We start from the raw sequence: 22,023 nt of genomic DNA, 5'->3' as shown, positions 1-22,023 counted from the left end.
ATGCCCATGATCGATCGCTTCATCCGCCGTTTGCCGGTTACGCTCGCCCTGCTGCTCGGCACGTCCGCCGTCGCGCAGGCGCCCGTGGCCGCGCCGCCGGCACAGACTGCGCCACCCGCTGCGGTACCTGCGGATCAGGGTGACGGCGGCCTCGTCGTCGATGTCGAGGGCGGCATCTCCGCCCCCACGCCGATCGCGATCCCGGTCATGCCGACCGCGGCGGTGGTGCAGACGCCCGCCGGCGCCACCGATGCGCTCGGCCGCCAGTTGTCCGATATCATCGCCACCGACCTGCGCAATTCCGGGCTGTTCACCCCGCTATCTCCTGGCCAGCTCCGCCCCGTCACCTTCCCGGAGGTGCAGGCCCCCGCCTACGACCATTGGCGCAGCACGCAGGCACAGGCGCTGGTGCAGGGCTATATCCGCGCCAATGGCGATGGCACGCTGACGGTCGGCTGCTACCTGTTCGACGTGTCGGCACAACGCGAACTGGCGCGGCAGGGCTTCGTCGTGCCGCCGGCCGACTGGCGTCGCGCCGCGCACAAATGCGCCGACACCGTCTATGCGCGGCTGACCGGCGAGGGGCCGTATTTCGACAGCCGCGTCGTCTATGTCGCGGAAACCGGGCCGAAGGCGAACCGGATCAAGCGGCTGGCGATCATGGATCAGGACGGGGCAAATCACCGCTTCCTCACCAACGGCCAGTCGATCGTGCTGACGCCGCGCTTCGCGCCGAACCAGCAGTCGATCGTGTATATGAGCTATGTCGGGCGTATCCCGTCGATCTACGTCTACGACATCGGGTCGGGCAAGCAGCGGCTGGTGGTGCAGAACGCCGCCACCACCTTCGCGCCGCGTTTCTCGCCCGATGGCCGGTTCATCCTGTTCTCGATGGCGACGGGCGGCAACACCGACCTCTATCGCGTGTCGGCGCAAGGGGGGACGCCGCAGCGGCTGACGACATCGCCCGGCATCGACACCGGCGGCAGCTATTCGCCCGACGGATCGCGCATCGTGTTCGAATCGGACCGGTCGGGTGGCCAGCAGATCTATGTGATGAACGCGGACGGATCGAACCAGCACCGCATCTCGTTCGGCGGCGGGCGTTATGCCACCCCGGTCTGGAGCCCGCGCGGCGACCTGATCGCCTTCACCAAGCTGGCCGGCAGTTTCCGGATCGGCACCATGTCCCCCTCGGGCGGGGCCGAGAAGCTGTTGACCGACGACTGGTCGGACGAGGGGCCGAGCTGGTCGCCCAACGGCCGCGCCATCACCTTCTACCGGTCGGGTCGGGGATCGTCGGGCAAGGCGACCTTGTGGATGGTCGACCTGACCGGCGTCAACGAACGTCGCATCCCGACCCCGCTCGACGGCTCCGACCCCGCCTGGGGACCCCTTCGCCCCTGATCCATCCGACTCCATGGGAGAGAATGACATGGCCCTATCCAGAACCACGCTGATCCTCGCCACCGCCGCGCTCGCCATCGCCGGCTGCGCCAAGAAGCGGCCGGAGGTGCTGCCGCCCGCCCCCGTCCAGAACACCGGTGACACCGGGGCCGCCACCGGCCCGGTCACCGGTGCAGGCGACGGCGCGATCACCCCCGGCTCCAATGCCGATTTCCAGCGGTCGGTGACGTCGAACACGGTGCTGTTCGGGCTGGACCAGTACGACATCGATCCCGCCGCCCGCGCGATCCTCGACAATCAGGCGCAGTGGCTGGCCCGTTACCCCAATGTCCGCATCACGATCGAGGGGCATTGCGACGAGCGCGGCACCCGCGAATACAATCTCGCGCTGGGCGATCGCCGAGCCAACGCCGCCAAGAACTATCTCGCCGCCCGCGGCGTCGCGGCGTCGCGCATCACCACGATCAGCTATGGCAGCGAACGCCCCGCCGCCACCGGTTCCGACGATGCCGCCTGGGCGCAGAACCGCCGTGCGGTGACGGTGGTGCTGAACTGATCCGGTAGACGGGCGGCCCCGTTCCGCGGGGGCCGCCCGTCGCCGATAATGAACCACGACGTGGCAGCGGCGTTATGTTTGTTCCCCGCAAGGAGCTTACAATGAAACAGCTGATCGCCGCCTTCGCCATGGCCGCCATGGTCACCCCCGTGGCCATCGCTCCTGCCGATGCCCAGCGCCGCGAGTCGCGCGACAATCGCTGGCAGGGGGATCGCGACGGCGACTGGAACCCGCAGAACAGCTATCGCAAGGGCAATTACCGCGAGCGCCGCCTGGGTCGCAACGACCGTATCTATCGGGGCAAGGACGGCCGGGCCTATTGCAAGCGCAACGACGGCACGACCGGTCTGGTGATCGGTGCGGTCGGTGGCGGCGTCCTTGCCAACCTGATCGGCGGCGGCACGCTCGGCACGCTGGCGGGTGCCGGTGGTGGCGCCCTGCTCGGCCGGTCGGTGGATCGCGGCAACGTGAAATGCCGCTGATCCGATAACAGCGACGACATGAAACGCCGGCGGAGCCACGCCTCGCCGGCGTTTTGCATCCGGCCTCCTCTTGTCGGTCCCTCGAATGTGATATATAAGTGATATCACAATAACAGGGAGGCAATGATGGTCGGGTTTACCGATTCGCAGCAGTCACTTACCCATTCGCGGGAGCGTCCGGCCACGACGACCGGTGGACTGGCGATGCTGGCGCTGATGGCGGGGGCGATCCTGTTCGGGGTGTTCGGCATCTACAGCCTCGCCAGCGATGCCTGGCCGCCGATCCTGTCGATCGTGCCGATCGCCTGCATGCTGGTGGCGATCTTCATCGGGTGCGGTTTCTATATGCTGCAACCCAATCAGGCGGCGGCGATCACGCTGTTCGGCGCGTATCGCGGCACCGACCGCGCCACCGGGTTGCGCTGGGTGCTGCCATGGATGATTCGGCGGGTGATCTCGGTCCGCTCCAACAACGTCATCTCCGAACGGATCAAGGTCAACGACCTGCGCGGCAACCCGATCGAAATGGCGGCGCAGGTGGTGTGGCGCGTGACGGACACCGCGCAGGCGCTGTTCGACGTCGATGACTACAAGGCGTTCGTGAACGTCCAGATCGAGGCGGCGGTCCGCACTATCGGCTCGCGCTACCCCTATGACGATTACGAGCATCAGGAGGTCACATTGCGCGGCAACCACGATTCCGTCGGCGCCGAACTACGCACCGAACTGATCGCGCGGCTGGCGGTGGCGGGCATCACGGTGGACGAATGCGGCTTCACGCATCTCGCCTATGCGCAGGAGATCGCCGGCGCGATGCTTCGTCGGCAACAGGCGCAGGCGGTGGTTGCGGCCCGCACCACTCTGGTCGAGGGGGCGGTCGGCATGGTCGAACTGGCGCTGACGCTGTTGTCGGAAAAGAACGTCGTCGAACTGGACGACGAACGGCGCGCGGCGATGGTATCGAACCTGATGGTCGTGCTGTGCGGCGAGCGCGATACCCAGCCCGTGGTCAATGCGGGATCGCTGTACCAGTAATGCCGGCCCCGTCGCGCAAGTCGTTCCCGCTCCGGCTCGATCCGGCGCTCTACGCCGCGATCGAACGCGCGGCGGCGGGCGACCTGCGCAGCGTGAATGCCGAGGTCGAATGCCTGCTGCGCGAGGCGCTGGCCCGGCGCGGCGTGAAACTGGATGCGCCCGTCGCGGTGAAGCGCGGCCGGCCGGCGAAGGAGGATGGCGATGCGGAATGACGATGCGTGGTTCGTGCGCAGCCCGTTCGGCTATAGTTTCCGGCCGGTGCGCTGGCCGGGATGGCTGTTGATGGCGGGTTATGTGGCGACGGTGATGCTGCTGACGTGGTTGCCGGCGCGCCTCGATGTGCTGCGCGGTGCGCTGATCGTCATCGCGACGATCGCCGTCGTCATCGTTACCACCCGTACCGCACGTCATGGATAAGGGGAGGCGAGGTCGATGACGATATTGATGGCTTTGGCGCTGGCGGCAGAGGTGACGATTCCTGGGCCGAACGGTCCGCTCGCCGGCACACTGCTCACCGCGAAGGCCGACGCGCCGGTGGTGGTGGTGATCCCCGGTTCCGGCCCCACCGATCGCGACGGCAACAGTCCCCTCGGGATCACTGCCGCGCCCTATCGCCTGCTGGCGGAGGCGCTGGCGGCGCAGGGCGTCTCGACGCTGCGCATCGACAAGCGCGGGATGTTCGGCAGCAAGGCAGCCGCCGATCCGAACGACGTCACCATCGCCGCCTATGCCGCCGACACGCGCGACTGGGCGAGGGAGGCGACCCGCCGTACCGGGCGTCGTTGCGCCTGGCTGCTGGGGCATAGCGAGGGCGGGCTGGTCGCCTTGCAGGCGGCGCAGGACCCGCGCGGTATCTGCGGCGTGGTGCTGGTCGCCGCCGCCGGGCGGCCGCTGGGGCAGGTGATGCGCGAGCAATTGCGCGCCAACCCCGCCAATGCCCCTATCCTCGCCCCCGCGCTCGCGACGATCGATGCGCTGGAGGCGGGACGGCGCGTCGATCCCGCCACGCTGCCGCCGCCCCTGCCGATGCTGTTTCCCGCCGCCGTGCAGGGATATCTGATCGACCTGTTCGCGCATGATCCGCAGCGACTCGCCGCATCGCTGAAGGTGCCGTTGCTGATCGTGCAGGGCGACCGCGATCTGCAGGTCGGCGTCGGCGATGCCCGGCGGCTGGCAGAGGGGGCATCATCCGCCAAGCTGGCGATCCTGCCGGGGGTCAATCATGTATTGAAACGGGTGGCGACGGATGACAGGACAGCCAATATGGCGCTGTACCGCGATTCTTCCGTGCCGGTCGATCCGGCGGTGGTGACGGTGATCGCGTCGACGGTGACCGGTCCAGCGGGGAAAACGAGATGACCGTCCGCAAATTCGTCTTCGGTCTGGCGATCGCGGTCGTCGTCCTGTCCTGCGGTGCGATGTCGCTGGCGGCGGCGCGGACATTGGGACTGATCTGAATGCGTTGGGCAGGCCGTGGCGTCCACCATCGCCAAATGCTGCCGATTATGGTAAATGTATCAAACATACACGCCAACTGTATGAATCTTCACCGAAGTCGCTTTTGTCTCGGATTGCGACACCATTAACTGCGCTTGGATCGATGTGGTCCCTTTGTTGTTGATAGGAGAACGGGGGCGGCGGGATATGATGAGGCGGTTGTCGAAGGCGCGGGCTTCGATCAGGGAGAAGTTTATGCGGTCGAAATCTTCGAGAGACGACGGGCGTTCGGCGGGAAAGCCGTCATATGTTCGTCGCGGGCTCGGCGTGGCCGGTGCGGTCGCGCTTCTGTCGGTGCCGACGATCCTGCTGCTGGGGCATGGCGCCGCGGTGGAAAGCGCCATTGCCGCCGCGATCGCCGACCCGGCATCGATCCTTGCCGCGCGGTCGCCCGGCGGTCGCGCGCCCGGCGCCCTGAGCCAGTCGAAGCTGATCCAGACCAAGCGACGCTATGCCCGATCGGGCGTGAAGCGCCCGGCCGGACCGACCGAGCGTGTGCTGGGCCAGGCCCGCACCCGGCCGACCGATGCCTTGCCGCTGGGCGATGCGGTCGATCCGCTGATCGGCACGCCGTTCGCCATTCCGCAGGGCGCTTTCGGCGACGTGGCCGGTGACGGTCCGGCACCGGTCGGACCAGGCGCGGTCGGGTTCGCGGGTACCCCGGTCACCGGCATCGGGATTGGTGGCGGTGGCGGTGGTGTAGGCGGCGGCGGTGGCGGGGATGGCGGTACGACACCGGTCGTCCCCCCGGTCAGCGCCGTTCCCGAACCATCGACCTGGCTGATGACGATCTTCGGTTTCCTCACCGCGGGTATCGGCCTGCGCCGTCGTCGTCCGGCCCCTGTCGGCCGGCAGCGGGCGGCCTGACCGGGATGATGCGCGGCGTGATGGTCGCTGTCGTCGCCGTCGCCGCGATCGCGGCGGGGGCGGCGGTGAGCGGTATGGGCGATCGGACCATGCCGCGCCCCCGTCCTGCGGCGACCATCGCCGATGGGACGCGGATCAGCTTCGCCTCGCGCCCCCTCGCCATGCCCGATGGCGGCACCCGTCCGGTCCGCAGCCTGCTGGAGACGCGGGGGACGATGCGCTTCGGCGACTTCCGCTGGAACGAGGATGGCGTACCCCCCGGCAGGGTCTGGGTCCGGGTCGATCTGGCGCACCAGATCGTGTCGGTGTTCCGTGGCGAACACGAGATCGGCACCGCCGTCATCCTGTACGGCACCGACGGCGCGCCGACGCCGACCGGCACCTTCCCGATCCTCGCCCGCGCGGTTCACCACCGCTCGTCGCTCTACGACGCCGAGATGCCCTATATGCTGCGGCTGACGGGCGACGGCGTGGCGATCCACGCCAGTGCGGTCCGGGCCGGCGCGGCGACCCATGGCTGTATCGGTGTGCCGGAAGCATTCGCCCGGCACCTCTATGCCGCGGTCCGGCGGGGCGATCCGGTATCGATCATGCCCGCGGCTTAACCATTCCGTTTAAGCCAGCGCTTACCCGTGCGGTGCCATGCCGTTCCCCGAACTGGCGGGAGCGCAGGCGGTGGCAGGCAGGCGATCAATATCATGGCTGGGGCGGATCGCCGGGTTGGCCCTGGTGCCGTTCATCATGGGGGCCACCGGCCTTACCTCCAACGCCGAGCTCCGCCTGCTCGCGAGCCATAACCGCGAGCGCGCGGCACTGGGCATCCCGCCCTTGCGCTGGGACCCCCAACTGGCGGTCGGTGCCCGGCACTGGGCGAACCGGCTGGCCGTGACCGGCGGGTTCCACCATGCGCCGGAAAACATGGTGCAGCCGCAGGGCGAGAACCTGTGGGCCGGCACGCGCGGTGCCTTTCCGGTCGAATCGATGGTCGATGCCTGGGTGCGCGAGCGGCGCTACTTCAAGCCCGGCGCCTTTCCCAACAACAGCGTCACCGGGCGTGTCGCCGATGTCGATCACTATACGCAGATGATGTGGCGCGACACTCACTCGGTCGGTTGTGCGATCGCCCGCGGCGCGCGGGAGGATGTGCTGGTGTGCCGCTACAGCGAAGCCGGCAATTATATCGGCGAAAGGCCCTTCTGACGGGCGCGGCGCCTCAGGCCGGCCAGCCGCGGGCATGGTTCGCCTCGAAGGCGGCGAGATCGTCGGCATCCTCCATCGTCCGCCGCGCCCGCGCCGCGGATTGATCCGCCAGCCTCCGGATCGAGGGGCGGGCCCCCGGCAGCGCGGCGTGGAGCGCCGCCAGCGTTCCGGTCAGCCGCATCGTCACCTCCGTCTGGCCGCCGCCCTCGCGCAGGATCGGGCGGAACGCGTCCGTCAGCAGATCGTCGATCGTCGTGCGGGCGACATGGACGGGCGGACGCTCGGCATGGTCGCGGGCGTCGGGGTCGGTGGCGGGCAGGTGCAGCAGCACCCGCAACAGCGCGTTCAGCACCTCGATCGCGGTGCCGGGATCGTTGGTCGCCGGCGCCAGCGCCCGGCTGGCGATCTCCGACAGCGCGATCAGCCCCAGCCGATGGTCCTGATCGAAGCTGCGATGCCGCTCGATCGTGAAGGCATCGAGCAGATCGTCGCGCGTCCCGTCGTCCACCTTGCCCTCGATCCGGATCAGGTCGCGTGCCGGATGGACCATCGATCCCGGCAGCACCGTGACATGGATCGTCGCGCTGGCCCGCAGCGCGATCCGCCCCAGCGCCGGCACGTCGACGTGCGTGACGTAACCGGTCCTGTTCCCCGTCACCGGCGTCGCGCCCGGCGGGATCGGCACGGCGGGTCGGCCACCCAGATGCGGATCGGCGGCGAAGCGGGCCATCGCCTTCGCGGCGGCGTCCTCCACGCGGTCGATCACGTCCGCCATCCGGCCGAACGTGGTCAGGTGCGCGATCCAGCGCAGCAGCGTCACCACCACCAGAATCACTATCAGGACGGTGGCGGCGAACAGGATGATCCGGCCGTCATGGCCGTATACGCCGGTCTGCAGCCCGATGATCCCCACGATCGAGAACACGAACGCACCCAGGAAGGTGGACAGCGCGTTCTGCGAGGTCGGGTCGTCCATCAGCAGCTGCGTGGCGCGGGGCGTGGCGAGCTGCGTCGCGGACGAATAGGCGCTGACCATCGCACTGAGCGAGAAGGTCGTCACCGCCAGCATGCTGGAGGCCATGATCTGCAGGATCGTGCCGACCGAATCCTGGCCCATCTCGCCCCCGAATTCATAGGGCAGCCACGGCGCGATGACGCCGACGAGGATGGCGAGCGCGACGCTGGCCAGGCTGATCGCGACCGCACGGAACCAGACCTTGCGGACGATCCGGGTCAGAATCCACGACCAGCGGCTCATTGCTCCGCATCCCCGGCGGCGGCGGTCACCCCCGTCCGCCCAGCGCCGCGTCGAGCAGGCGGGCGAGACGCAGGCCACCCTTTACCACCTCGTCGCGCGCCAGCGGCACCAGCCGGGCGATCGTCGCCTCGTCCAGCGTCATTAGCGCCGGGGTCGGCCGGCAGGGATCGCCATCCATTCCGGCGGCATAGGCCTTGTAGGCGTCCTGCCAGCTTTCCCGGCTCCAATCGGTCACGTCGCCCGCCGCCAGCCGTGCCCGCACCGCGCGCGGATAGCGCTTCACCAGCGGCGGCGGGCTGGAGATGGCCCTTTCGGCGAGCAGCCCGTCCCATACCGAATGCAGGTTCAGCCGCGCCGGCGCGTAGATGCCGTAGGCCGCCTTGGCATCGTTGCCGCCCTTGTCCGCCTTGTCGCCGGCATGGAGCGGCTGATGAAGATCGCCGACGAAATGGACGAGGAAGGCCAGCGCCATCGCCCGTTCGCGCGGAGGCGTGCGCCGGTTCTTCAGGATCGCCTGCTGGCGGGCGATCTGGGTGGAGACGCAGTTCCCGTCCTTGCACGCCGGCTCCAGCGTGAAGGGCTGGCAGATGTTCACGTTCTGATAGTGCCAGCTATAGGCATAGCCGAAGCGGGATTTACCGGCGGCATCCTTCAGCGGCTTGACGCAGTCGGGCCAGACGCTTGCCTCCTCGATCGTCCGTGCCGGGCATTCGGGGGTGTCCAGCGACGCCTGCTTGGCCAGCACCGCGCGGATCGCGGTGCGGGTGACGGGCGTGACATTGGCCCAGGCGATCGCCGCGACCGTCTCGTGCCCATATTCCCAATAGGCCGCGGCCGGCGACGCCAGCGTCAGCGTGGCCAGCAGCGCCAGGGCGGCGCGCAGCATCCGGGCGATCATGCTTCGTCTCCGTAGATCGATACGATCCGTTCACCGGCTTGCTTGCCGACGCCGCTCGTCTTGCCCCGGTACATGCCGGGGGTGGTGATGCTCCATCCCGTGCTGCCGTCCGCCCCCGCGACGATGACACCGCCGGTGCCGCCCAGCGCCTTCACCCCGGCCATCACCGTATCGGCCGCCTGCTGCACGGTTTCGCCCAGCAGGCGCACGCGCGCGCCGATCTCGTGGCCGGCAGCCTCGCGGATGAAGAACTCGCCCGATCCGGTCGCCGACACCGCGACCGAGCGGTCGTCGGCATAGGTGCCCGCGCCGATGAGCGGCGAATCGCCGATCCGGCCCCAGCGCTTGCCGGTGACGCCGCCGGTCGAGGTCGCGGCGGCGACATGCCCGCCGCCATCGCGCGCGACCGCGCCGACCGTGCCGTATTTCATGTCGACATCGAACCAGTCGGCATCCGCGCGCATCGATTCGAGCTGGCGACGACGGGCGGGAAGGACGAACCAGTCCGCGTCCGCCCGCGCGACCTCGCGCTCGTCGGCGAACCGTTCCGCGCCTGCCCCGGCGAGCAGGACGTGCGGGCTATGCTCCATCACCGCGCGCGCCAGCACCACCGGGTTGCGTACCGTCGTGACGCCCGCGACCGCGCCGGCGCGCCGGCCGGTGCCCTCCATGATCGCGGCGTCCAGTTCCACGCCGCCCTCGAAGGTCAGCGCCGCGCCGCGCCCGGCGTTGAAGTGCGAATCGTCCTCCAGCACCTCGATCGCGGCCTGCACCGCATCGATCGCCGCGCCGCCTGCCGACAGGATCGCCGACCCGGCATCCAGCGCGGCATGAAGCGCGGCGCGGGCGCCGGCATCCGCCTCCGGAGCCAGCCGGCCGCGCTCGATGATCCCGGACCCGCCATGGATCACCAGCGTCCAGCCTGCGGTATCGGTCATGTGTCGCTTCCACTGTCCTTTGTGAGCCGTGCGGTTAGCAGATCGGACGCGGACCGCCACGGACTTCCTGTTGTCACCGAACCGGCCTATATGATCAGCCATGTCCATTCGTCCGTGGCGCGATATCGTGCGCCGTCAGAGCCGCCAGATCATGGTCGGCAACGTCCCCGTCGGCGGCGACGCCCCCGTCACCGTGCAGACGATGACCAACACGCCGACCGACGATGTCCGCGCCACGATCGACCAGATCCGCCGCTGCGAGGAGGCCGGGGTCGATATCATCCGCGTCTCGTGCCCCGATGTGGAAAGCACCGCCGCGCTGAAGCAGATCGTACGCGCGTCGCGCGTGCCGATCGTCGCGGACATCCATTTCCACTACAAGCGCGCGCTGGAAGCCGCCGATGCGGGCGCGGCGTGTCTGCGCATCAACCCCGGCAATATCGGCTCGTCGGCGCGGGTGAAGGAGGTCGTGAACGCGGCCAAGGCCAATGGCTGCGCGATCCGTATCGGCGTGAACGGGGGGTCGCTGGAAAAGCATCTGCTGGAAAAATATGGCGAGCCATGCCCCGATGCGCTGGTCGAATCGGCGCTCGACCATATCAAGCTATTGCAGGACCATGACTTCCATGAATTCAAGGTCGCGGTGAAGGCGTCGGACCTGTTCCTCGCGGTGGCGGCCTATCAGCAACTGGCCGAACAGGTCGATTGCCCGCTGCATCTGGGCATCACCGAAGCGGGCGGCTTCGTCGGCGGCACGGTGAAGAGCGCGATCGGGATGGGATCGCTGCTGTGGTACGGGATCGGCGACACGATCCGCGTCTCCCTGTCCGCCGAACCCGAAGAGGAAGTGCGAGTCGGCTTCGAAATCCTGAAGGCGCTGGGCATCCGCAATCGCGGCGTCCGCGTGGTGTCGTGCCCCAGTTGCGCGCGACAGGGCTTCGACGTGATCCGCACCGTGCAGGCGCTGGAGGAACGGTTGCAGCATATCCGCACGCCGATGTCGCTGTCGGTGCTGGGCTGCGTCGTCAACGGCCCCGGCGAGGCGCGCGAAACCGATATCGGCATCACCGGCGGCGGCAACGGCAAGCACATGGTCTATCTGTCGGGCGTCACCGACCATCACGTGCAGGATGCGGATATGGTGAACCACATCGTGAAGCTGGTCGAGGCCAAGGCGGCGGAGATCGAGGCGGCAAGCGCGGTGCAGGCGGTGGCGGCGGAATAGGTCCCATGGTACCAGTCGGGTCCTGGAGGGTTCGACATGACCTATCATGCAAAGGTGATCGCCGGCGGTAAGATCGTGATCCCTGCGGATTTGCGTCGTGAACTTGGCATCAAGGATGGCGACTCGGTAGCGCTAGAACGGACTCCCGAGGGGATTTCACTGGTCCGGGACGATCCCGAAGCGGCCTTGCTGCGTTTGCGGGAAGGCCTGCGGGATTACAGTGTCGACCAGTTCCTGCGCGAACGGCGGCAGGACTGGGGGGAGTGAAGCACGCCGTCGATGCCTCGGTCATTCTCGCCTATGTCCTTGGTGAAGAGGGTGGCGATGTACTGGCCGGTGATGGGGGACCGTTCCTGCTGTCGACGGTCAATCTGACGGAAGTGCTGACCAAGGTGATCGAACGGGGCATGAACCCCGACGATGTGGTCCGTGCCCTGCGACTGCTACCGATCGAGCATGTCGGGCATGACAGGGATGATGCGATGGCGACGGCCCGGCTTCGTCAGCCCACCCGGCACCTCGGATTGTCGCTTGGTGATCGCGCATGTCTCGCCTTGGGGCAGCGACACGGTGTGCCGGTGCTGACCTCGGATCGGGATTGGGCGCGGCTCGACCTCGGCATTGACGTTCGCCTGATCCGATGACCGGGCGTTCCCTGTCCCCTGCGCTGGCCTTCGGGGTCGCCGCCATCGGCATCGGCCTGTTCTCCATCATGGATGCGGTGATGAAGGCGCTGGTGCTGGCGATCGGCGTGTACAACGCGATGTTCTGGCGGTCGCTGTTCAATGTCGGGCTGGGGGCGGCGGCGTGGCGGCTGGGGCGGAGCGGGCGGCCATCGGCGCGGGCGATCCGGTTGCATCTGTGTCGCGGCGGCGTCACGACGCTGATGGCGCTGCTGTTCTTCTGGGGGTTGGCGCGCGTGCCGATGGCGCAGGCGATCGCGCTGACCTACATCGCGCCGATCCTCGCGCTGCTGCTGGCGGCGGTCGCGCTGGGTGAGCGGGTGGGGCGGCGCGTGGCCTTCGCCTCGCTGGCGGCGTTCGGCGGGGTGATCGTGGTGGTGATCGGCCAGTCGCGCGGCGCCGCGACGGGTGGCGATCGCTGGGGCGTGGCGGCGATCCTCGCCTCGGCGGTGCTGTACGCGATCAACCTCGTGATCGCGCGGGTGCAGGCACAGGCGGCCAGCCCCGGTGAGATCACCTTCTTTCAGTCCGGCGTCACCGCGCTGCTGCTGGCGCTTGCCGCGCCGTGGCTGGCGACGATGCCGTTGGAGGCGGCATGGGGGCAGTTGGTGATCGCCGCCTGCCTGTCCACCGCCTCGCTGCTGCTGCTCGCCTGGGCCTATGCGCATGGCGACACCGGGTTTCTGGCAACCAGCGAATATACCTCGTTCGTCTATGCCGCTGTGCTGGGTTGGGCGGTGTTCGGCGAACGCGTGTCGGGATGGACGCTGGCGGGGGCGGCGATCATCGTCGCGGCGTGCCTCCATGCCGCCCGGCGGCGTGACATCGGCGAGAGCGCGGTGGTAGGTGCCGCGACATGATCGCGATCCGCCCCGCCATGCCCGCCGACGTGCCCGTCATCCTCCGGTTCGTGCACGAACTGGCGGTGTTCGAGCGGGAGCCGGAGGCCGTGCGGGCAACCGAGGCGATGCTGGCGGCGGCCCTGTTCGGCGACCGGCCCGCGGCGGAGGCGGTGCTGGCCGAAATGGCCGGCGAACCGGTGGGTTTCGCCCTGTTCTTCCACAATTTTTCGACCTGGGAAGGACGGCGCGGCCTGTATCTGGAGGATCTCTACGTCACCCCGGCGGCCCGCGGGCAGGGGGCGGGGGCGGCACTGCTCCGGCATCTCGCCGCGCTGGCGGTGGCACGCGATTGCGCGCGGTTCGAATGGTCGGTGCTGGACTGGAACGAGGGCGCCATCGCCTTCTACCGCGCGATGGGCGCGGTGGGGCAGGAGGAATGGACGGTGCAGCGCGTCAGCGGCGATGCGCTGACGCGGCTGGCCGGCCAGTGAGGATGAGCCGATGAGCGTGGATCAGGGGCTGGTCGACCGGGTCGCCGACATGATCGCGCCACTGGGCGTGCCATCGTCGCGGCGGATGATGGGCGGGGTGACGCTGTATTGCGACGGCATCCCCTATGCGATCGTTGACGACGACCTGCTGTGGTTCAAGGCGGATGCGGCAAGCGATGCGCAATGGGACGCGGCCGGGGCCGTGAGATTCAGCTACGAACGCGATGGCAAGACAGCCACGATGAACTATCGCCGGGCACCGGACGATTGCTACGACGATGACGACGTGTTCCGGCACTGGGCGGAACTGGCGCTGGCAGCAGGACGCCGGGCGGCGGCGAAAAAGACCGCCCGGCGTCGCTGAGCTTACACCCGGCCGGCGGCCTCGTCGGCGTTCATCGGCTCGTGGCCGTCATGCTTGGCGGCCTCGTAGCGTTCGATCGCCTCCAGCGTGATGCGCCGTGCCTCGTCGCGGTCGCCCCAGGTACCGACGCGGACCCACTTCTTCTTTTCGAGGTCCTTATAGTGGGTGAAGAAGTGTTCGATCTGTTCGAACACGATCTCCGGCACGTCGCTGCGCCCCTCGACGGTCGAGTAATAGGGGAACACCGCATCGACGGGCACGCACACCAGCTTCTCGTCGCCGCCGGCCTCGTCTTCCAGGTTCAGCACCGCGATCGGCCGGGCGCGTACGACGCAGCCGGGGATGAACGGCGAGCGCGCGATCACCAGCGCGTCGAGCGGATCGCCATCGGGCGACAGCGTGTGCGGCACGAAGCCATAATTCGCCGGATAGCGCATCGGCGTGTGTAGGATGCGATCCACGAACAGCGCGCCCGACGCCTTGTCGAACTCGTACTTCACGGGTTCGCCGCCGGTCGGCACTTCGATGATGACGTTCAGGTCATCGGGCGGATTGCTGCCGACCGGAATCAGATCGATACGCATGATATTCCCCTTTTACCTAACAAATGTCAGCGTGGCGCCAGCAGGCGATCAAGTCCCGTCTCGCCCGCACCGGTCTTCTGCAGGCGCGGATAGCGGGGGCCGTCGTGATAGTCGATGGCGACATCGCGGAACCGGTCTCCATTCCGGACGGTCAGCCGGATCGGTTCCTTGGTTCCCCGCGCCGCGACGATCGCCGCCTTCAGCCGGTCGCCGCTATAGGCGACACCGTCGACCGCGGTGATCTGCGTGCCGACATCGATCGATGCCCGGAACGCGGGCGAATCCCACAGCGAGGCGGTGACGACATTGTCCTTGTTGACGACCATGCCCAGCGAATAGCTGACATCGGTGCCCCGCACCTTCTCGGCCTTGGTGAAATAACTCGTCGGCTCCGGCGTGTAGACCAGGGTATAGCCGTTCATCACGAAACCCTGCACCGGCGCGGGTTGCCCGGTCTCGGTCAGGCGCCTGGTCAGGAAGGTCGCCCAGTCATAGGGCTGGACCCCGTTCAGCGTGCGGACCACGTCGTCGAATTCATAGGTCAGCACACCCCAGTCGCCGTCGCGCACCCCGAAGAAGGCGCGGGCGAAATCGTCGATCGACTTCGTGCCGCGCGACTGGCGGCGCAGCATCGCGTCCACCTCCATCCAGACCATCAGTCCTTCGTTGTAGTAATCCTCCGACCGTTGCCAGCTGGTCCAGCCCTTGGGCGCGCGGGCGGAGATGACCGGATCGTTGGTGGTGTCGACCAGCGGCCGCCACTGCCGCCCCTTCGCCGCGTCGTAGATCGCGAGCGTCGCGGCATAGGCGTCGAGCGTGTCCTGCTTGGAGACGAGGCCGGAACGCGCCTGCAGCACATAGCCCCAGAACTGCGTCTGCCCCTCATATACCCAGAGCAGCGAATCGCGCATCGTCGTGCGGAAATCGGGGGTCCACAGGTCGGCGCCGCGGCGGAACTTGCCGTCCCAGCTATGGGTGAACTCGTGGGGCAGCAGGTTGCGGCGGGTGACGCTGTTGGTCCAGTCGATGAAATAACCGGGGCCGACGCCGTTTTCCGACGACCGGTGATGTTCCAGCCCGATGCCGCCCAGCTGGTCGGTGATCGACAGCAGGAATTCGTATTTGTCGTAATGCTGCGCGCCGAAGGTCTTCACCGCCTGATCGACCAGGCGCTTGTGCGCGTCGATCTGTTCGGGCGTGGCGGCCAGTTCCTTCGGATCGTCGGCGAAGACGTTCAGGTCGACGCGCGGCGACAGGGGCCATGTCTTGCCGTACTTGCCCGCCAGCACCGGCGAATCGACCAGCGTATCGTAATCCGTCACCTGATAGGCATAGGTCGCGCCGCTCGCCCGCGCCGGCACCGCCCCCGCCGCGGTCCAGCCGGTGGGGTATTTCACCGTCATGCGGATCGGGATCTGGCGGGTGAAATAGCCCGCCGGATACAGGCTGACCGCATTGGGCTGCAGGCTGATCATCGTCGGCGTCATCACGACGCGACCCTGATCGGGCCTGGTCGCGGAGATGAACTGGAATTCCACGTCCAGCGTCTTCGCCCCCGACGGCACGTCGATGTGGAACGCGAAGACATCGACCGGATCGCGCGTCCATGGCAACACCCGGCCGTTCGCGCGGACGACGAGGCCGGCCAACTTCTCGATCTCGCCGCGCGGTCCGTGCTTGCCGGGCAGCCATTTCGGATAGAGCAGCGCCATCTTGCCGCTGGCGGCGACGGGGATCGTCTCCTTCACGCGAAAGATCCCGCGTTCGGTATCGGTGGCGTCGACATCCAGCAGGATGGTGCCCGGATAGGGCGTGTCGCGCGGGGCGGGGATCGTATCGACGAAGGGCACCGGTTGCGGTGCGCTGTTGCCGGCGGGCACCTGCGCGGCGGCGGGAAGGGCGAGGCCGGACAGCGCGGCGGACGCGAACAGGGCGACGACGAACGTGGCGTGCATGGAGAACCTTTGATGCGGAAGGAGTTGATGCGAGTGTAGGCACCCGCGCCGCCCTGCGTCCAGCCCCTCCGCCCGTCCCCTCGCCCTAGCCGCCGCTGCCCAGCACGTTGATGGTGAAGGCCAGCACGCCCAGATTGAAGACGAATGCCGCCATGCTGTGGCCCAGCACGACCCGGCGGATGCCCGCCGCGCGGATGGTGACGTCGGAGGTCTGGAACGTCATGCCGAGCGTGAAGCTGAAATAGAGGAAGTCCCAGTAATCGGGGGTATCGTCGGTGCCGGGAAAGTCGAGCCCGCCGGCATCGTGCCCCGCTCCGTCGTCCAGATAATAGAGATGAGCATAATGCAGCGCATAGACGGTGTTGGAAAACAGCCATGTCAGCACCAGCGTCGCCACTACCAGCACGGTCGCCGCGCCGTCGCTGCGGCCTTTCAGTTCGCCTGCCACCGCGATCAGGATCACCGCCATCGTCAGGCCGGTGAACCCCAGCAGGACGGTGCGGTTGGCATCGTTGTCGCGGGCGGCCTGCCGCATCGCCGCCGCCTCGTCGCGGCGCAGCAGCGTGGACACCGCGATCAGGAACACCAGCGCGGCAAGATCGAACGCCGCCATGATCCCCCGGCCGCGACCTGCCCAGGGAATCGCGACCGCCAGCGCGGCGGCGAACACCACGGCGAACAGCACGAAGCGCGGCGGCGCCACCCGCTGGCCAAGGCCCCGGCCCCATGTCGCCCGCAATGTCGTTCCCCGCGTCGACCATGGCGTGCGTTCCATGGCGACGACGCCTAGCGCAGGGGCGCGGGCTCGCCTAGATACCCGCGCTCTTATGGCCCGGATCGAAACCCCCAAGCGCGTGCGCGGCACGCAGGACATCTTCGGCGACGAACAGCGCCGCTTCGCCCACGTGCTCGCCACGTTCGAGCGGGTACGCGCGCTGTATTGTTTCCAGCGTGTCGATATCCCCATTTTTGAGGCGACCGAGGTGTTCGCCCGCTCGATCGGCGAAACCACCGACGTGGTGTCGAAGGAGATGTATTCCTTCCCCGATCGCGGTGGCGATTCGCTGACGCTGCGGCCCGAATTCACCGCCGGGCTGGCGCGCGCCTTCCTGACCGAGGGGTGGCAGCAATATGCGCCGCTGAAACTGGCGACCTCCGGCCCCGTCTTCCGCTACGAACGCCCGCAAAAGGGGCGGTATCGCCAGTTCCACCAGATTGACGCGGAGGTGATCGGCGCGCCCGAGCCGGCGGCGGACGTGGAACTGCTGGTCCTGGCCGACCAGTTGCTGCGCGAACTGGGCGTGGAGGGCGTGACGCTCCAGCTCAACACGCTGGGCGATGCCGAGACCCGCGACGCGTGGCGGCAGGCACTGGTCGATCATTTCGAGGCGCACCGCGCCGACCTGTCCGAGGACAGCCTGACCCGGCTGGCGAAGAATCCGCTGCGCATCCTCGATTCGAAGGACCCGCGCGATCGGCCGGCGGCGGATTCGGCACCCGATATCGATGCGTATCTGACGCCGGCGGCTCGCGCGTTCTTCGATGCGGTGACGGCGGGGCTGGATGCGGCGGGCGTGGCGTGGACGCGCAACCCGCGACTGGTGCGGGGGCTGGACTATTACCGGCACACCGCGTTCGAGTTCGTCACCGACCGGCTGGGATCGCAGGGCACGGTGCTGGCCGGCGGCCGCTATGACGGGTTGATCGAGTCGCTCGGCGGACCGGCAACGGCGGGGGTCGGCTGGGCAGCGGGGGTCGAGCGGCTGGCGATGCTGGTCCCAAAAACCTCGCCGGTTGCCGTGGATATCGCTGTCATCGCAGAGGCGGAGGAATTTCACTTGCCCGTCGTCGCGCTGACGGCTGCATTGCGCCGGTCCGGCTATTCCGCGGAAGGATTTGTCACGGGCAATCCGAAAAAGCGTTACGAAAAGGCGCTGAAGGCCGATCCTGCCTATACGATCTCGCTCTCCCGGATGAATGGGTTGCCCCATGTCGGCGAACGCGGCCGGCGTGTGACATTCCATCCTGATGAACTGCGGGCGATCATCGACCCGATTACAAACGGTCTGGCATGAACCCCATCTCTCCCGACCGCATCGCCCAGATCGAGGCGCGGCGTGACGAACTGGCGGCGCAGATGGCGCGGGGCGATCTGCCCGGCGACCGCTTCGTCGCGGTGTCGAAGGAATATGCCGAACTCGAACCCGTGGCGCAGGCGGCGGGCGAGGTGCGGCGGCTGCGCGCGGAGGCGGAAAGCCTTGCGTACATGGCCGAGGATACCGGCGACGACGAACTCCGCCAGATGGCGGCCGAGGAACTGCACGAGAACAAGGCCGCGCTGGAGGCGGCCAACCGCCGTCTCGCGCTTGCGCTGCTGCCGCGCGATGCCGCCGACGAGCGCGCGGCGATGCTGGAAATTCGCGCCGGCACCGGCGGGGACGAGGCGGCGTTGTTCGCGGGCGACCTGTTCCGCATGTACCAGCGTTATGCCGACGGGCAGGGGTGGCGGGTCGAGACGATCTCCGCCAGCGCCTCCGACGCGGGCGGGTTCAAGGAGGTCGTCGCCTCCGTCACCGGACAGGGCGTGTTCGCGCGGATGAAGTTCGAATCGGGCGTCCACCGCGTACAGCGGGTGCCCGCGACCGAGGCGGGCGGGCGCATCCATACCTCCGCCGCCACCGTCGCGGTGCTGCCCGAGGCGGAGGAGGTCGATGTGAAGATCGACGAGGCGCGCGACCTGCGCATCGACGTCTACCGGTCGTCCGGCCCCGGCGGCCAGTCGGTCAACACCACCGATTCGGCGGTACGGATCACGCATCTGCCCACCGGCCTCGTCGTGATCCAGCAGGACGAGAAATCGCAGCACAAGAACAAGGCCAAGGCCCTCAAGGTGCTGCGCACCCGCCTGTACGAGGCGGAACGCGAACGCCTCGCCTCCGAACGGTCGGGCACGCGCAAGGCGATGGTCGGCTCGGGCGACCGGTCGGAGCGTATCCGCACCTATAATTTCCCGCAGGGGCGGGTGACCGATCATCGCATCAACCTGACGCTGCATCGCCTGCCGGAGATCATGCAGGGTGAACTCGGCGATCTGGTCGGCGCGCTGATCGCCGAGGACGAAGCCGAACGTCTCGCCACGCTCGATGCCTGACCACCCCGCAGGGGCTGGACAAGACGGCATCCGCGCGGCGATCGGGGCGGCGGCGGCGCGCTTCGCCTTTTCCGCGACGCCCCGGCTCGATGCCGAACTGCTGATGGCACATGCGATGGGGATCGAGCGATCGGCGCTGCTGCTGGGCCATGACGGACCGGTTCCCGCCGGATTCGCCGCGCTGGTCGACCGTCGCGCGGGGCAGGAGCCGATCGCCTATATCACCGGCAGCCGTGGGTTCTGGACGCTCGATCTCGCGGTCGGGCCGGGGGCGCTGGTGCCGCGCGCGGACAGCGAGACGCTGATCGAGGCGGCGCTGGCCCGGTTCGCGGCGGCGGCGCCCGCGACCATCCTCGATCTCGGCACCGGTCCCGGCACCCTGTTGTTCGCATTGCTGGACGAATGGCGGGACGCGCGGGGAATCGGGGTCGACCGGTCGGCGGCCGCGCTTGGCTGGGCGCGACGCAATGCCGCCCCGTTCGGGACCCGCGCGGCCTTCGTGCAGGGCGACTGGGCCACGGCGGTGACGGGATCGTTCGATCTCGTCGTCTGCAACCCGCCCTATATCGGGCTGGACGAGGCGTTGTCGCCCGAAGTGGTGGAGTACGAACCCGGCGAGGCGCTGTTCGCGGGGGTGGACGGGCTGGCGGATTACCGCCGTCTCGCGCCCGTACTGCGCCGCCTCGTCGCGCCGGGCGGGGCGGCGATCGTCGAGATCGGCTGGACGCAGGCGGACGCGGTCGGCGACCTGCTGCGGGCGCAGGGTTTCGCGGTCGATCTGCGCCGCGATCTCGGTGGGCGTCCACGGGTGTTGATCGCCGCTTGACCCGGCGGCAGGGGCGCCCATATTTCGCTTGTGGGGCAGCGTGCTCCGCCGCTATGAGCGGATCGGGGCATATGATCTTCAATCGTCAGGCGTCATCGGCCGGATGGCTCATGCCCGGCAACGACGACCGCGAGATCGTGCGGTGGCCGGCCTCATCGTGATGGTGCTGCCCGGTGGTGGTATCGACGGGCTCGACGCTATGTCGGGCAGGGGCTGCGCCCGGACAACCCGCTGCACCGTTGGAACAGTGTTACTGGCAAGGGACGACAGGCTTGATCAATAATCGGCAGCAGCAGGCTGGGCGCCGTCCGGTCGCAACGGTAGCGGCGGCGGCAACAACGGTGGCGGCCCGCGTCAGGGCGGTCAGGGTCGTTCCGACAACGGCAATCGCATCGACAATCGCGCGCGCGGCAATGCGAACCAGCTTTACGAGAAGTACAAGAACCTCGCGGCGGATTCGCAGCGTCAGGGCGACCGGGTAAATACCGAATATTATCTCCAGTTCGCCGACCATTATTTCCGGGTGTTGAGCGACCAGCGCGGCCGGTTCGAGGATCAGCCGCAGCAGCGCCGCCCCTCGCAGGATTTCGATGGCGACGACGAATATGGCGACGAGGGTGAGCCGATCCGTGCCGGCGAGCAGGGCGATGCCCAGCGGCAGGACCGTGGCGACCGACCGGCCGAGCGGCAGGAACGTTTCGAACGGGCGGAGCGTCCCGAGCGGCAGGAGCGCCCGGAACGGCAGGCCGAGCGGCAGGATCGCCCTGAGCGGCAAGAGCGCCCGGAACGACAGGATCGCCCGCGCGAGGGGCGTCGCAACGAGCCGCGTGGAGAGGGGGGCGAGCGTCCCCGTCGTCAGGACAATCGCGACGACCGCAATACGCGTCTCGCCGATCGCCCCGAAGGGGATGCGGAGCGCAACGACACGCTCTATCAGCCGCAGGCGGCTTTCCAGTCACAGCCCGAAGTCGCCGGCCAGCATCGCGCCGAACCGATTGCGGCGGGGGAGAATCTGGAGCAGCGGGCGGAGGCGATCCTCGATGCCGATGCGCCGCTGGCCCCGCGTCGTCGCGGTCGGCCCCGGCGGGAGCCGGCTCCGGTGGTCGAGGCTGCGTCCGGCGACAATGGCGTCGACGCGGATCGTCTGCCACCGTCGCTGAACATCTCGGCCGGCGATGCCCCGGCCGAGGAGGACGCACCCAAGCCACGTCGGCGCCGGGTCCGTGCCGCCGTCACGGACGACGTCGCCGCCAGCTAAGCGACATGGTGGCTGATTGAAGGAACAGGGGGTCGGTGCCGCAAGGGTACCGGCCCCTTGTTGTTTCACCAGCTTGTCGCATCCGCGATCAGTCGATCCGTTCGACATCCTCGTCATGGCCGGACCCGGAACTCAGGAACGCCAGCCCCATCAGCGCTCCCGCCAGTATCACCGACCCTCCGACGCCGCCGATCACCGCGAACATCGTCACGAGATGCAACGGCCCCTGGATATGCGCCATGACCGCGATCACCACCGCCGCGCACAACATCCCGGCCATCGTCATCCAGGCCAGCAAGTCCCGGAATCGCGCCCAGGCATGGTTCGCCTGATCGGGATCGCCCAGGCCGGAGGGACGGTGGTTCATGGGATGGATCATGCGACCCGATCGGCAATCACTCAACCCGATAGATCGGCCGACCGTCTGGAATTTTTTCAAATTTTCTATGCACACCCTGTTGACGTAAAAATGTCATGGGGCTAGAGGGCTGTCACCGCAGCGATCG

At 68.1% G+C, this 22,023-nt stretch carries 27 protein-coding genes and 1 pseudogene; 21 read left to right on the top strand and 7 right to left on the bottom strand.

The genetic code is table 11. From position 1 onward, the window contains the following. The 10 genes from tolB (at nucleotide 1) to IFT82_RS12235 (ending at nucleotide 7,044) form a co-directional block, all read left to right on the top strand. On the top strand, nucleotides 1-1,407 hold the full coding sequence (tolB, locus tag IFT82_RS12280) for a Tol-Pal system beta propeller repeat protein TolB (RefSeq protein WP_192127124.1): 1,407 nt from the start codon (nucleotides 1-3) through the stop codon (nucleotides 1,405-1,407). 28 nt (nucleotides 1,408-1,435) lie between these two features. Continuing rightward, nucleotides 1,436-1,963, top strand: a complete 528-nt coding sequence (gene pal, locus IFT82_RS12275) for a peptidoglycan-associated lipoprotein Pal (protein WP_192127122.1) — start codon at nucleotides 1,436-1,438, stop codon at nucleotides 1,961-1,963. Nucleotides 1,964-2,064: 101 nt separating this feature from the next. Continuing rightward, nucleotides 2,065-2,445: a glycine zipper 2TM domain-containing protein gene (locus tag IFT82_RS12270; RefSeq protein ID WP_192127120.1), complete on the top strand. Its 381-nt coding sequence runs from the start codon at nucleotides 2,065-2,067 to the stop codon at nucleotides 2,443-2,445. 123 nt (nucleotides 2,446-2,568) lie between these two features. Continuing rightward, nucleotides 2,569-3,480 carry an SPFH domain-containing protein gene (locus tag IFT82_RS12265; RefSeq protein ID WP_446740969.1) on the top strand — a complete coding sequence of 304 codons (912 nt, stop codon included), beginning with the start codon at nucleotides 2,569-2,571 and terminating at the stop codon, nucleotides 3,478-3,480. After that, nucleotides 3,480-3,692 (top strand): toxin-antitoxin system HicB family antitoxin, encoded by a 213-nt coding sequence (locus IFT82_RS12260; RefSeq protein WP_192127118.1) that lies wholly within the window; start codon nucleotides 3,480-3,482, stop codon nucleotides 3,690-3,692. Before IFT82_RS12265 ends, IFT82_RS12260 begins: the two co-directional genes overlap by 1 nt. After that, nucleotides 3,682-3,897 (top strand): hypothetical protein, encoded by a 216-nt coding sequence (locus IFT82_RS12255; protein WP_192127116.1) that lies wholly within the window; start codon nucleotides 3,682-3,684, stop codon nucleotides 3,895-3,897. The genes IFT82_RS12260 and IFT82_RS12255 overlap by 11 nt, the downstream gene beginning before the upstream one ends. 15 nt (nucleotides 3,898-3,912) lie before the next feature. Next, nucleotides 3,913-4,839 carry an alpha/beta hydrolase gene (locus tag IFT82_RS12250; RefSeq protein WP_192127114.1) on the top strand — a complete coding sequence of 309 codons (927 nt, stop codon included), beginning with the start codon at nucleotides 3,913-3,915 and terminating at the stop codon, nucleotides 4,837-4,839. 405 nt (nucleotides 4,840-5,244) lie between these two features. Continuing rightward, nucleotides 5,245-5,844 carry a PEP-CTERM sorting domain-containing protein gene (locus tag IFT82_RS21200; protein ID WP_207105785.1) on the top strand — a complete coding sequence of 200 codons (600 nt, stop codon included), beginning with the start codon at nucleotides 5,245-5,247 and terminating at the stop codon, nucleotides 5,842-5,844. 20 nt (nucleotides 5,845-5,864) lie between these two features. Continuing rightward, nucleotides 5,865-6,449, top strand: coding sequence for a L,D-transpeptidase family protein (locus IFT82_RS12240; RefSeq protein ID WP_192127403.1), 585 nt, complete (start codon nucleotides 5,865-5,867; stop codon nucleotides 6,447-6,449). 37 nt (nucleotides 6,450-6,486) lie between these two features. After that, nucleotides 6,487-7,044, top strand: a complete 558-nt coding sequence (locus tag IFT82_RS12235; RefSeq protein WP_192127110.1) for a CAP domain-containing protein — start codon at nucleotides 6,487-6,489, stop codon at nucleotides 7,042-7,044. 13 nt (nucleotides 7,045-7,057) lie between these two features. Here the strand turns inward: IFT82_RS12235 and IFT82_RS12230 are convergent, their stop codons facing one another. From IFT82_RS12230 to IFT82_RS12220, 3 genes are read right to left on the bottom strand one after another with little or no spacing between them, the layout of a single operon-like run. Continuing rightward, nucleotides 7,058-8,302 carry a DUF2254 domain-containing protein gene (locus tag IFT82_RS12230; RefSeq protein WP_192127108.1) on the bottom strand — a complete coding sequence of 415 codons (1,245 nt, stop codon included), beginning with the start codon at nucleotides 8,300-8,302 and terminating at the stop codon, nucleotides 7,058-7,060. 25 nt (nucleotides 8,303-8,327) lie between these two features. After that, entirely contained in the window at nucleotides 8,328-9,200 is an 873-nt protein-coding gene (locus IFT82_RS12225) for a S1/P1 nuclease (protein ID WP_192127106.1), read from the bottom strand. After that, nucleotides 9,197-10,138, bottom strand: coding sequence for an isoaspartyl peptidase/L-asparaginase family protein (locus IFT82_RS12220; RefSeq protein ID WP_192127104.1), 942 nt, complete (start codon nucleotides 10,136-10,138; stop codon nucleotides 9,197-9,199). The genes IFT82_RS12225 and IFT82_RS12220 overlap by 4 nt, the downstream gene beginning before the upstream one ends. A 100-nt stretch (nucleotides 10,139-10,238) precedes the next feature. Between IFT82_RS12220 and ispG the strand changes: the two genes are divergently transcribed. Genes ispG through IFT82_RS12190 form a run of 6 tightly spaced genes read left to right on the top strand, consistent with a single transcriptional unit; the run spans nucleotide 10,239 to nucleotide 13,743 of the window. After that, nucleotides 10,239-11,363, top strand: a complete 1,125-nt coding sequence (ispG, locus tag IFT82_RS12215) for a flavodoxin-dependent (E)-4-hydroxy-3-methylbut-2-enyl-diphosphate synthase (protein ID WP_192127102.1) — start codon at nucleotides 10,239-10,241, stop codon at nucleotides 11,361-11,363. A 36-nt stretch (nucleotides 11,364-11,399) separates the two neighbouring features. Beyond that, on the top strand, nucleotides 11,400-11,630 hold the full coding sequence (locus IFT82_RS12210) for an AbrB/MazE/SpoVT family DNA-binding domain-containing protein (RefSeq protein ID WP_192127100.1): 231 nt from the start codon (nucleotides 11,400-11,402) through the stop codon (nucleotides 11,628-11,630). Continuing rightward, the gene (locus tag IFT82_RS12205; RefSeq protein WP_192127098.1) at nucleotides 11,627-12,007 is read left to right on the top strand and encodes a PIN domain-containing protein; all 381 of its coding nucleotides are present in this window, start codon (nucleotides 11,627-11,629) and stop codon (nucleotides 12,005-12,007) included. The genes IFT82_RS12210 and IFT82_RS12205 overlap by 4 nt, the downstream gene beginning before the upstream one ends. Next, the gene (locus IFT82_RS12200) at nucleotides 12,004-12,906 is read left to right on the top strand and encodes a DMT family transporter (protein ID WP_192127096.1); all 903 of its coding nucleotides are present in this window, start codon (nucleotides 12,004-12,006) and stop codon (nucleotides 12,904-12,906) included. Before IFT82_RS12205 ends, IFT82_RS12200 begins: the two co-directional genes overlap by 4 nt. Further along, on the top strand, nucleotides 12,903-13,379 hold the full coding sequence (locus IFT82_RS12195; RefSeq protein ID WP_192127094.1) for a GNAT family N-acetyltransferase: 477 nt from the start codon (nucleotides 12,903-12,905) through the stop codon (nucleotides 13,377-13,379). The genes IFT82_RS12200 and IFT82_RS12195 overlap by 4 nt, the downstream gene beginning before the upstream one ends. Nucleotides 13,380-13,389: 10 nt before the next feature. Beyond that, complete coding sequence (locus IFT82_RS12190; protein ID WP_192127092.1) at nucleotides 13,390-13,743, top strand: TfoX/Sxy family protein; 354 nt, start codon at nucleotides 13,390-13,392, stop codon at nucleotides 13,741-13,743. Between the two features lie 2 nt (nucleotides 13,744-13,745). Here IFT82_RS12190 and ppa read toward each other — a convergent pair whose 3' ends face one another. The 3 genes from ppa to IFT82_RS12175 form a co-directional block, all read right to left on the bottom strand. Further along, nucleotides 13,746-14,327 carry an inorganic diphosphatase gene (gene ppa / locus IFT82_RS12185; RefSeq protein WP_192127091.1) on the bottom strand — a complete coding sequence of 194 codons (582 nt, stop codon included), beginning with the start codon at nucleotides 14,325-14,327 and terminating at the stop codon, nucleotides 13,746-13,748. Nucleotides 14,328-14,353: 26 nt separating this feature from the next. Beyond that, nucleotides 14,354-16,282 carry a M61 family metallopeptidase gene (locus tag IFT82_RS12180; RefSeq protein WP_192127089.1) on the bottom strand — a complete coding sequence of 643 codons (1,929 nt, stop codon included), beginning with the start codon at nucleotides 16,280-16,282 and terminating at the stop codon, nucleotides 14,354-14,356. A gap of 85 nt (nucleotides 16,283-16,367) precedes the next feature. Further along, entirely contained in the window at nucleotides 16,368-17,057 is a 690-nt protein-coding gene (locus tag IFT82_RS12175) for a DUF1345 domain-containing protein (RefSeq protein WP_192127087.1), read from the bottom strand. Between the two features lie 52 nt (nucleotides 17,058-17,109). Between IFT82_RS12175 and hisS the strand changes: the two genes are divergently transcribed. The 5 genes and pseudogenes from hisS to IFT82_RS12155 all read left to right on the top strand — a co-directional run bounded on the left by hisS (nucleotide 17,110) and on the right by IFT82_RS12155 (nucleotide 21,517). Further along, nucleotides 17,110-18,357: a histidine--tRNA ligase gene (hisS, locus tag IFT82_RS12170; RefSeq protein WP_192127401.1), complete on the top strand. Its 1,248-nt coding sequence runs from the start codon at nucleotides 17,110-17,112 to the stop codon at nucleotides 18,355-18,357. After that, nucleotides 18,354-19,433 (top strand): peptide chain release factor 1, encoded by a 1,080-nt coding sequence (prfA, locus tag IFT82_RS12165; RefSeq protein WP_192127085.1) that lies wholly within the window; start codon nucleotides 18,354-18,356, stop codon nucleotides 19,431-19,433. The genes hisS and prfA overlap by 4 nt, the downstream gene beginning before the upstream one ends. Continuing rightward, nucleotides 19,426-20,259 (top strand): peptide chain release factor N(5)-glutamine methyltransferase, encoded by an 834-nt coding sequence (gene prmC / locus IFT82_RS12160; RefSeq protein ID WP_192127083.1) that lies wholly within the window; start codon nucleotides 19,426-19,428, stop codon nucleotides 20,257-20,259. The genes prfA and prmC overlap by 8 nt, the downstream gene beginning before the upstream one ends. Before the next feature lie 391 nt (nucleotides 20,260-20,650). Further along, a pseudogene (locus tag IFT82_RS20935) lies at nucleotides 20,651-20,740 on the top strand (DUF4167 domain-containing protein); the annotation flags it as partial. 45 nt (nucleotides 20,741-20,785) lie between these two features. Then, complete coding sequence (locus tag IFT82_RS12155) at nucleotides 20,786-21,517, top strand: DUF4167 domain-containing protein (protein WP_244646721.1); 732 nt, start codon at nucleotides 20,786-20,788, stop codon at nucleotides 21,515-21,517. Nucleotides 21,518-21,605: 88 nt separating this feature from the next. Here the strand turns inward: IFT82_RS12155 and IFT82_RS12150 are convergent, their stop codons facing one another. After that, entirely contained in the window at nucleotides 21,606-21,884 is a 279-nt protein-coding gene (locus IFT82_RS12150) for a hypothetical protein (protein ID WP_192127081.1), read from the bottom strand. Nucleotides 21,885-22,023: the final 139 nt, after the last annotated feature.

The organism is Sphingomonas sp. CFBP 8760, from assembly GCF_014841615.1.
GTDB lineage: Bacteria > Pseudomonadota > Alphaproteobacteria > Sphingomonadales > Sphingomonadaceae > Sphingomonas.
This window is presented reverse-complemented; position numbering and strand designations above follow the sequence as displayed.

Excerpts from the sequence above, each read along its gene's own strand:
- tolB (WP_192127124.1), top strand. The coding sequence starts at position 1 with ATGCCCATGATCGATCGCTTCATCCGCCGTTTGCCGGTTACGCTCGCC.
- pal (WP_192127122.1), top strand. The coding sequence starts at position 1,436 with ATGGCCCTATCCAGAACCACGCTGATCCTCGCCACCGCCGCGCTCGCC.
- IFT82_RS12270 (WP_192127120.1), top strand. The coding sequence starts at position 2,065 with ATGAAACAGCTGATCGCCGCCTTCGCCATGGCCGCCATGGTCACCCCC.
- IFT82_RS12265 (WP_446740969.1), top strand. The coding sequence starts at position 2,569 with ATGATGGTCGGGTTTACCGATTCGCAGCAGTCACTTACCCATTCGCGG.
- IFT82_RS12260 (WP_192127118.1), top strand. The coding sequence starts at position 3,480 with ATGCCGGCCCCGTCGCGCAAGTCGTTCCCGCTCCGGCTCGATCCGGCG.
- IFT82_RS12255 (WP_192127116.1), top strand. The coding sequence starts at position 3,682 with ATGCGGAATGACGATGCGTGGTTCGTGCGCAGCCCGTTCGGCTATAGT.
- IFT82_RS12250 (WP_192127114.1), top strand. The coding sequence starts at position 3,913 with ATGACGATATTGATGGCTTTGGCGCTGGCGGCAGAGGTGACGATTCCT.
- IFT82_RS12240 (WP_192127403.1), top strand. The coding sequence starts at position 5,865 with ATGGTCGCTGTCGTCGCCGTCGCCGCGATCGCGGCGGGGGCGGCGGTG.
- IFT82_RS12235 (WP_192127110.1), top strand. The coding sequence starts at position 6,487 with ATGCCGTTCCCCGAACTGGCGGGAGCGCAGGCGGTGGCAGGCAGGCGA.
- IFT82_RS12230 (WP_192127108.1), bottom strand. The coding sequence starts at position 8,302 with ATGAGCCGCTGGTCGTGGATTCTGACCCGGATCGTCCGCAAGGTCTGG.
- IFT82_RS12225 (WP_192127106.1), bottom strand. The coding sequence starts at position 9,200 with ATGATCGCCCGGATGCTGCGCGCCGCCCTGGCGCTGCTGGCCACGCTG.
- IFT82_RS12220 (WP_192127104.1), bottom strand. The coding sequence starts at position 10,138 with ATGACCGATACCGCAGGCTGGACGCTGGTGATCCATGGCGGGTCCGGG.
- ispG (WP_192127102.1), top strand. The coding sequence starts at position 10,239 with ATGTCCATTCGTCCGTGGCGCGATATCGTGCGCCGTCAGAGCCGCCAG.
- IFT82_RS12210 (WP_192127100.1), top strand. The coding sequence starts at position 11,400 with ATGACCTATCATGCAAAGGTGATCGCCGGCGGTAAGATCGTGATCCCT.
- IFT82_RS12200 (WP_192127096.1), top strand. The coding sequence starts at position 12,004 with ATGACCGGGCGTTCCCTGTCCCCTGCGCTGGCCTTCGGGGTCGCCGCC.
- IFT82_RS12195 (WP_192127094.1), top strand. The coding sequence starts at position 12,903 with ATGATCGCGATCCGCCCCGCCATGCCCGCCGACGTGCCCGTCATCCTC.
- IFT82_RS12190 (WP_192127092.1), top strand. The coding sequence starts at position 13,390 with ATGAGCGTGGATCAGGGGCTGGTCGACCGGGTCGCCGACATGATCGCG.
- ppa (WP_192127091.1), bottom strand. The coding sequence starts at position 14,327 with ATGCGTATCGATCTGATTCCGGTCGGCAGCAATCCGCCCGATGACCTG.
- IFT82_RS12180 (WP_192127089.1), bottom strand. The coding sequence starts at position 16,282 with ATGCACGCCACGTTCGTCGTCGCCCTGTTCGCGTCCGCCGCGCTGTCC.
- IFT82_RS12175 (WP_192127087.1), bottom strand. The coding sequence starts at position 17,057 with ATGGAACGCACGCCATGGTCGACGCGGGGAACGACATTGCGGGCGACA.
- hisS (WP_192127401.1), top strand. The coding sequence starts at position 17,110 with ATGGCCCGGATCGAAACCCCCAAGCGCGTGCGCGGCACGCAGGACATC.
- prfA (WP_192127085.1), top strand. The coding sequence starts at position 18,354 with ATGAACCCCATCTCTCCCGACCGCATCGCCCAGATCGAGGCGCGGCGT.
- prmC (WP_192127083.1), top strand. The coding sequence starts at position 19,426 with ATGCCTGACCACCCCGCAGGGGCTGGACAAGACGGCATCCGCGCGGCG.
- IFT82_RS12150 (WP_192127081.1), bottom strand. The coding sequence starts at position 21,884 with ATGAACCACCGTCCCTCCGGCCTGGGCGATCCCGATCAGGCGAACCAT.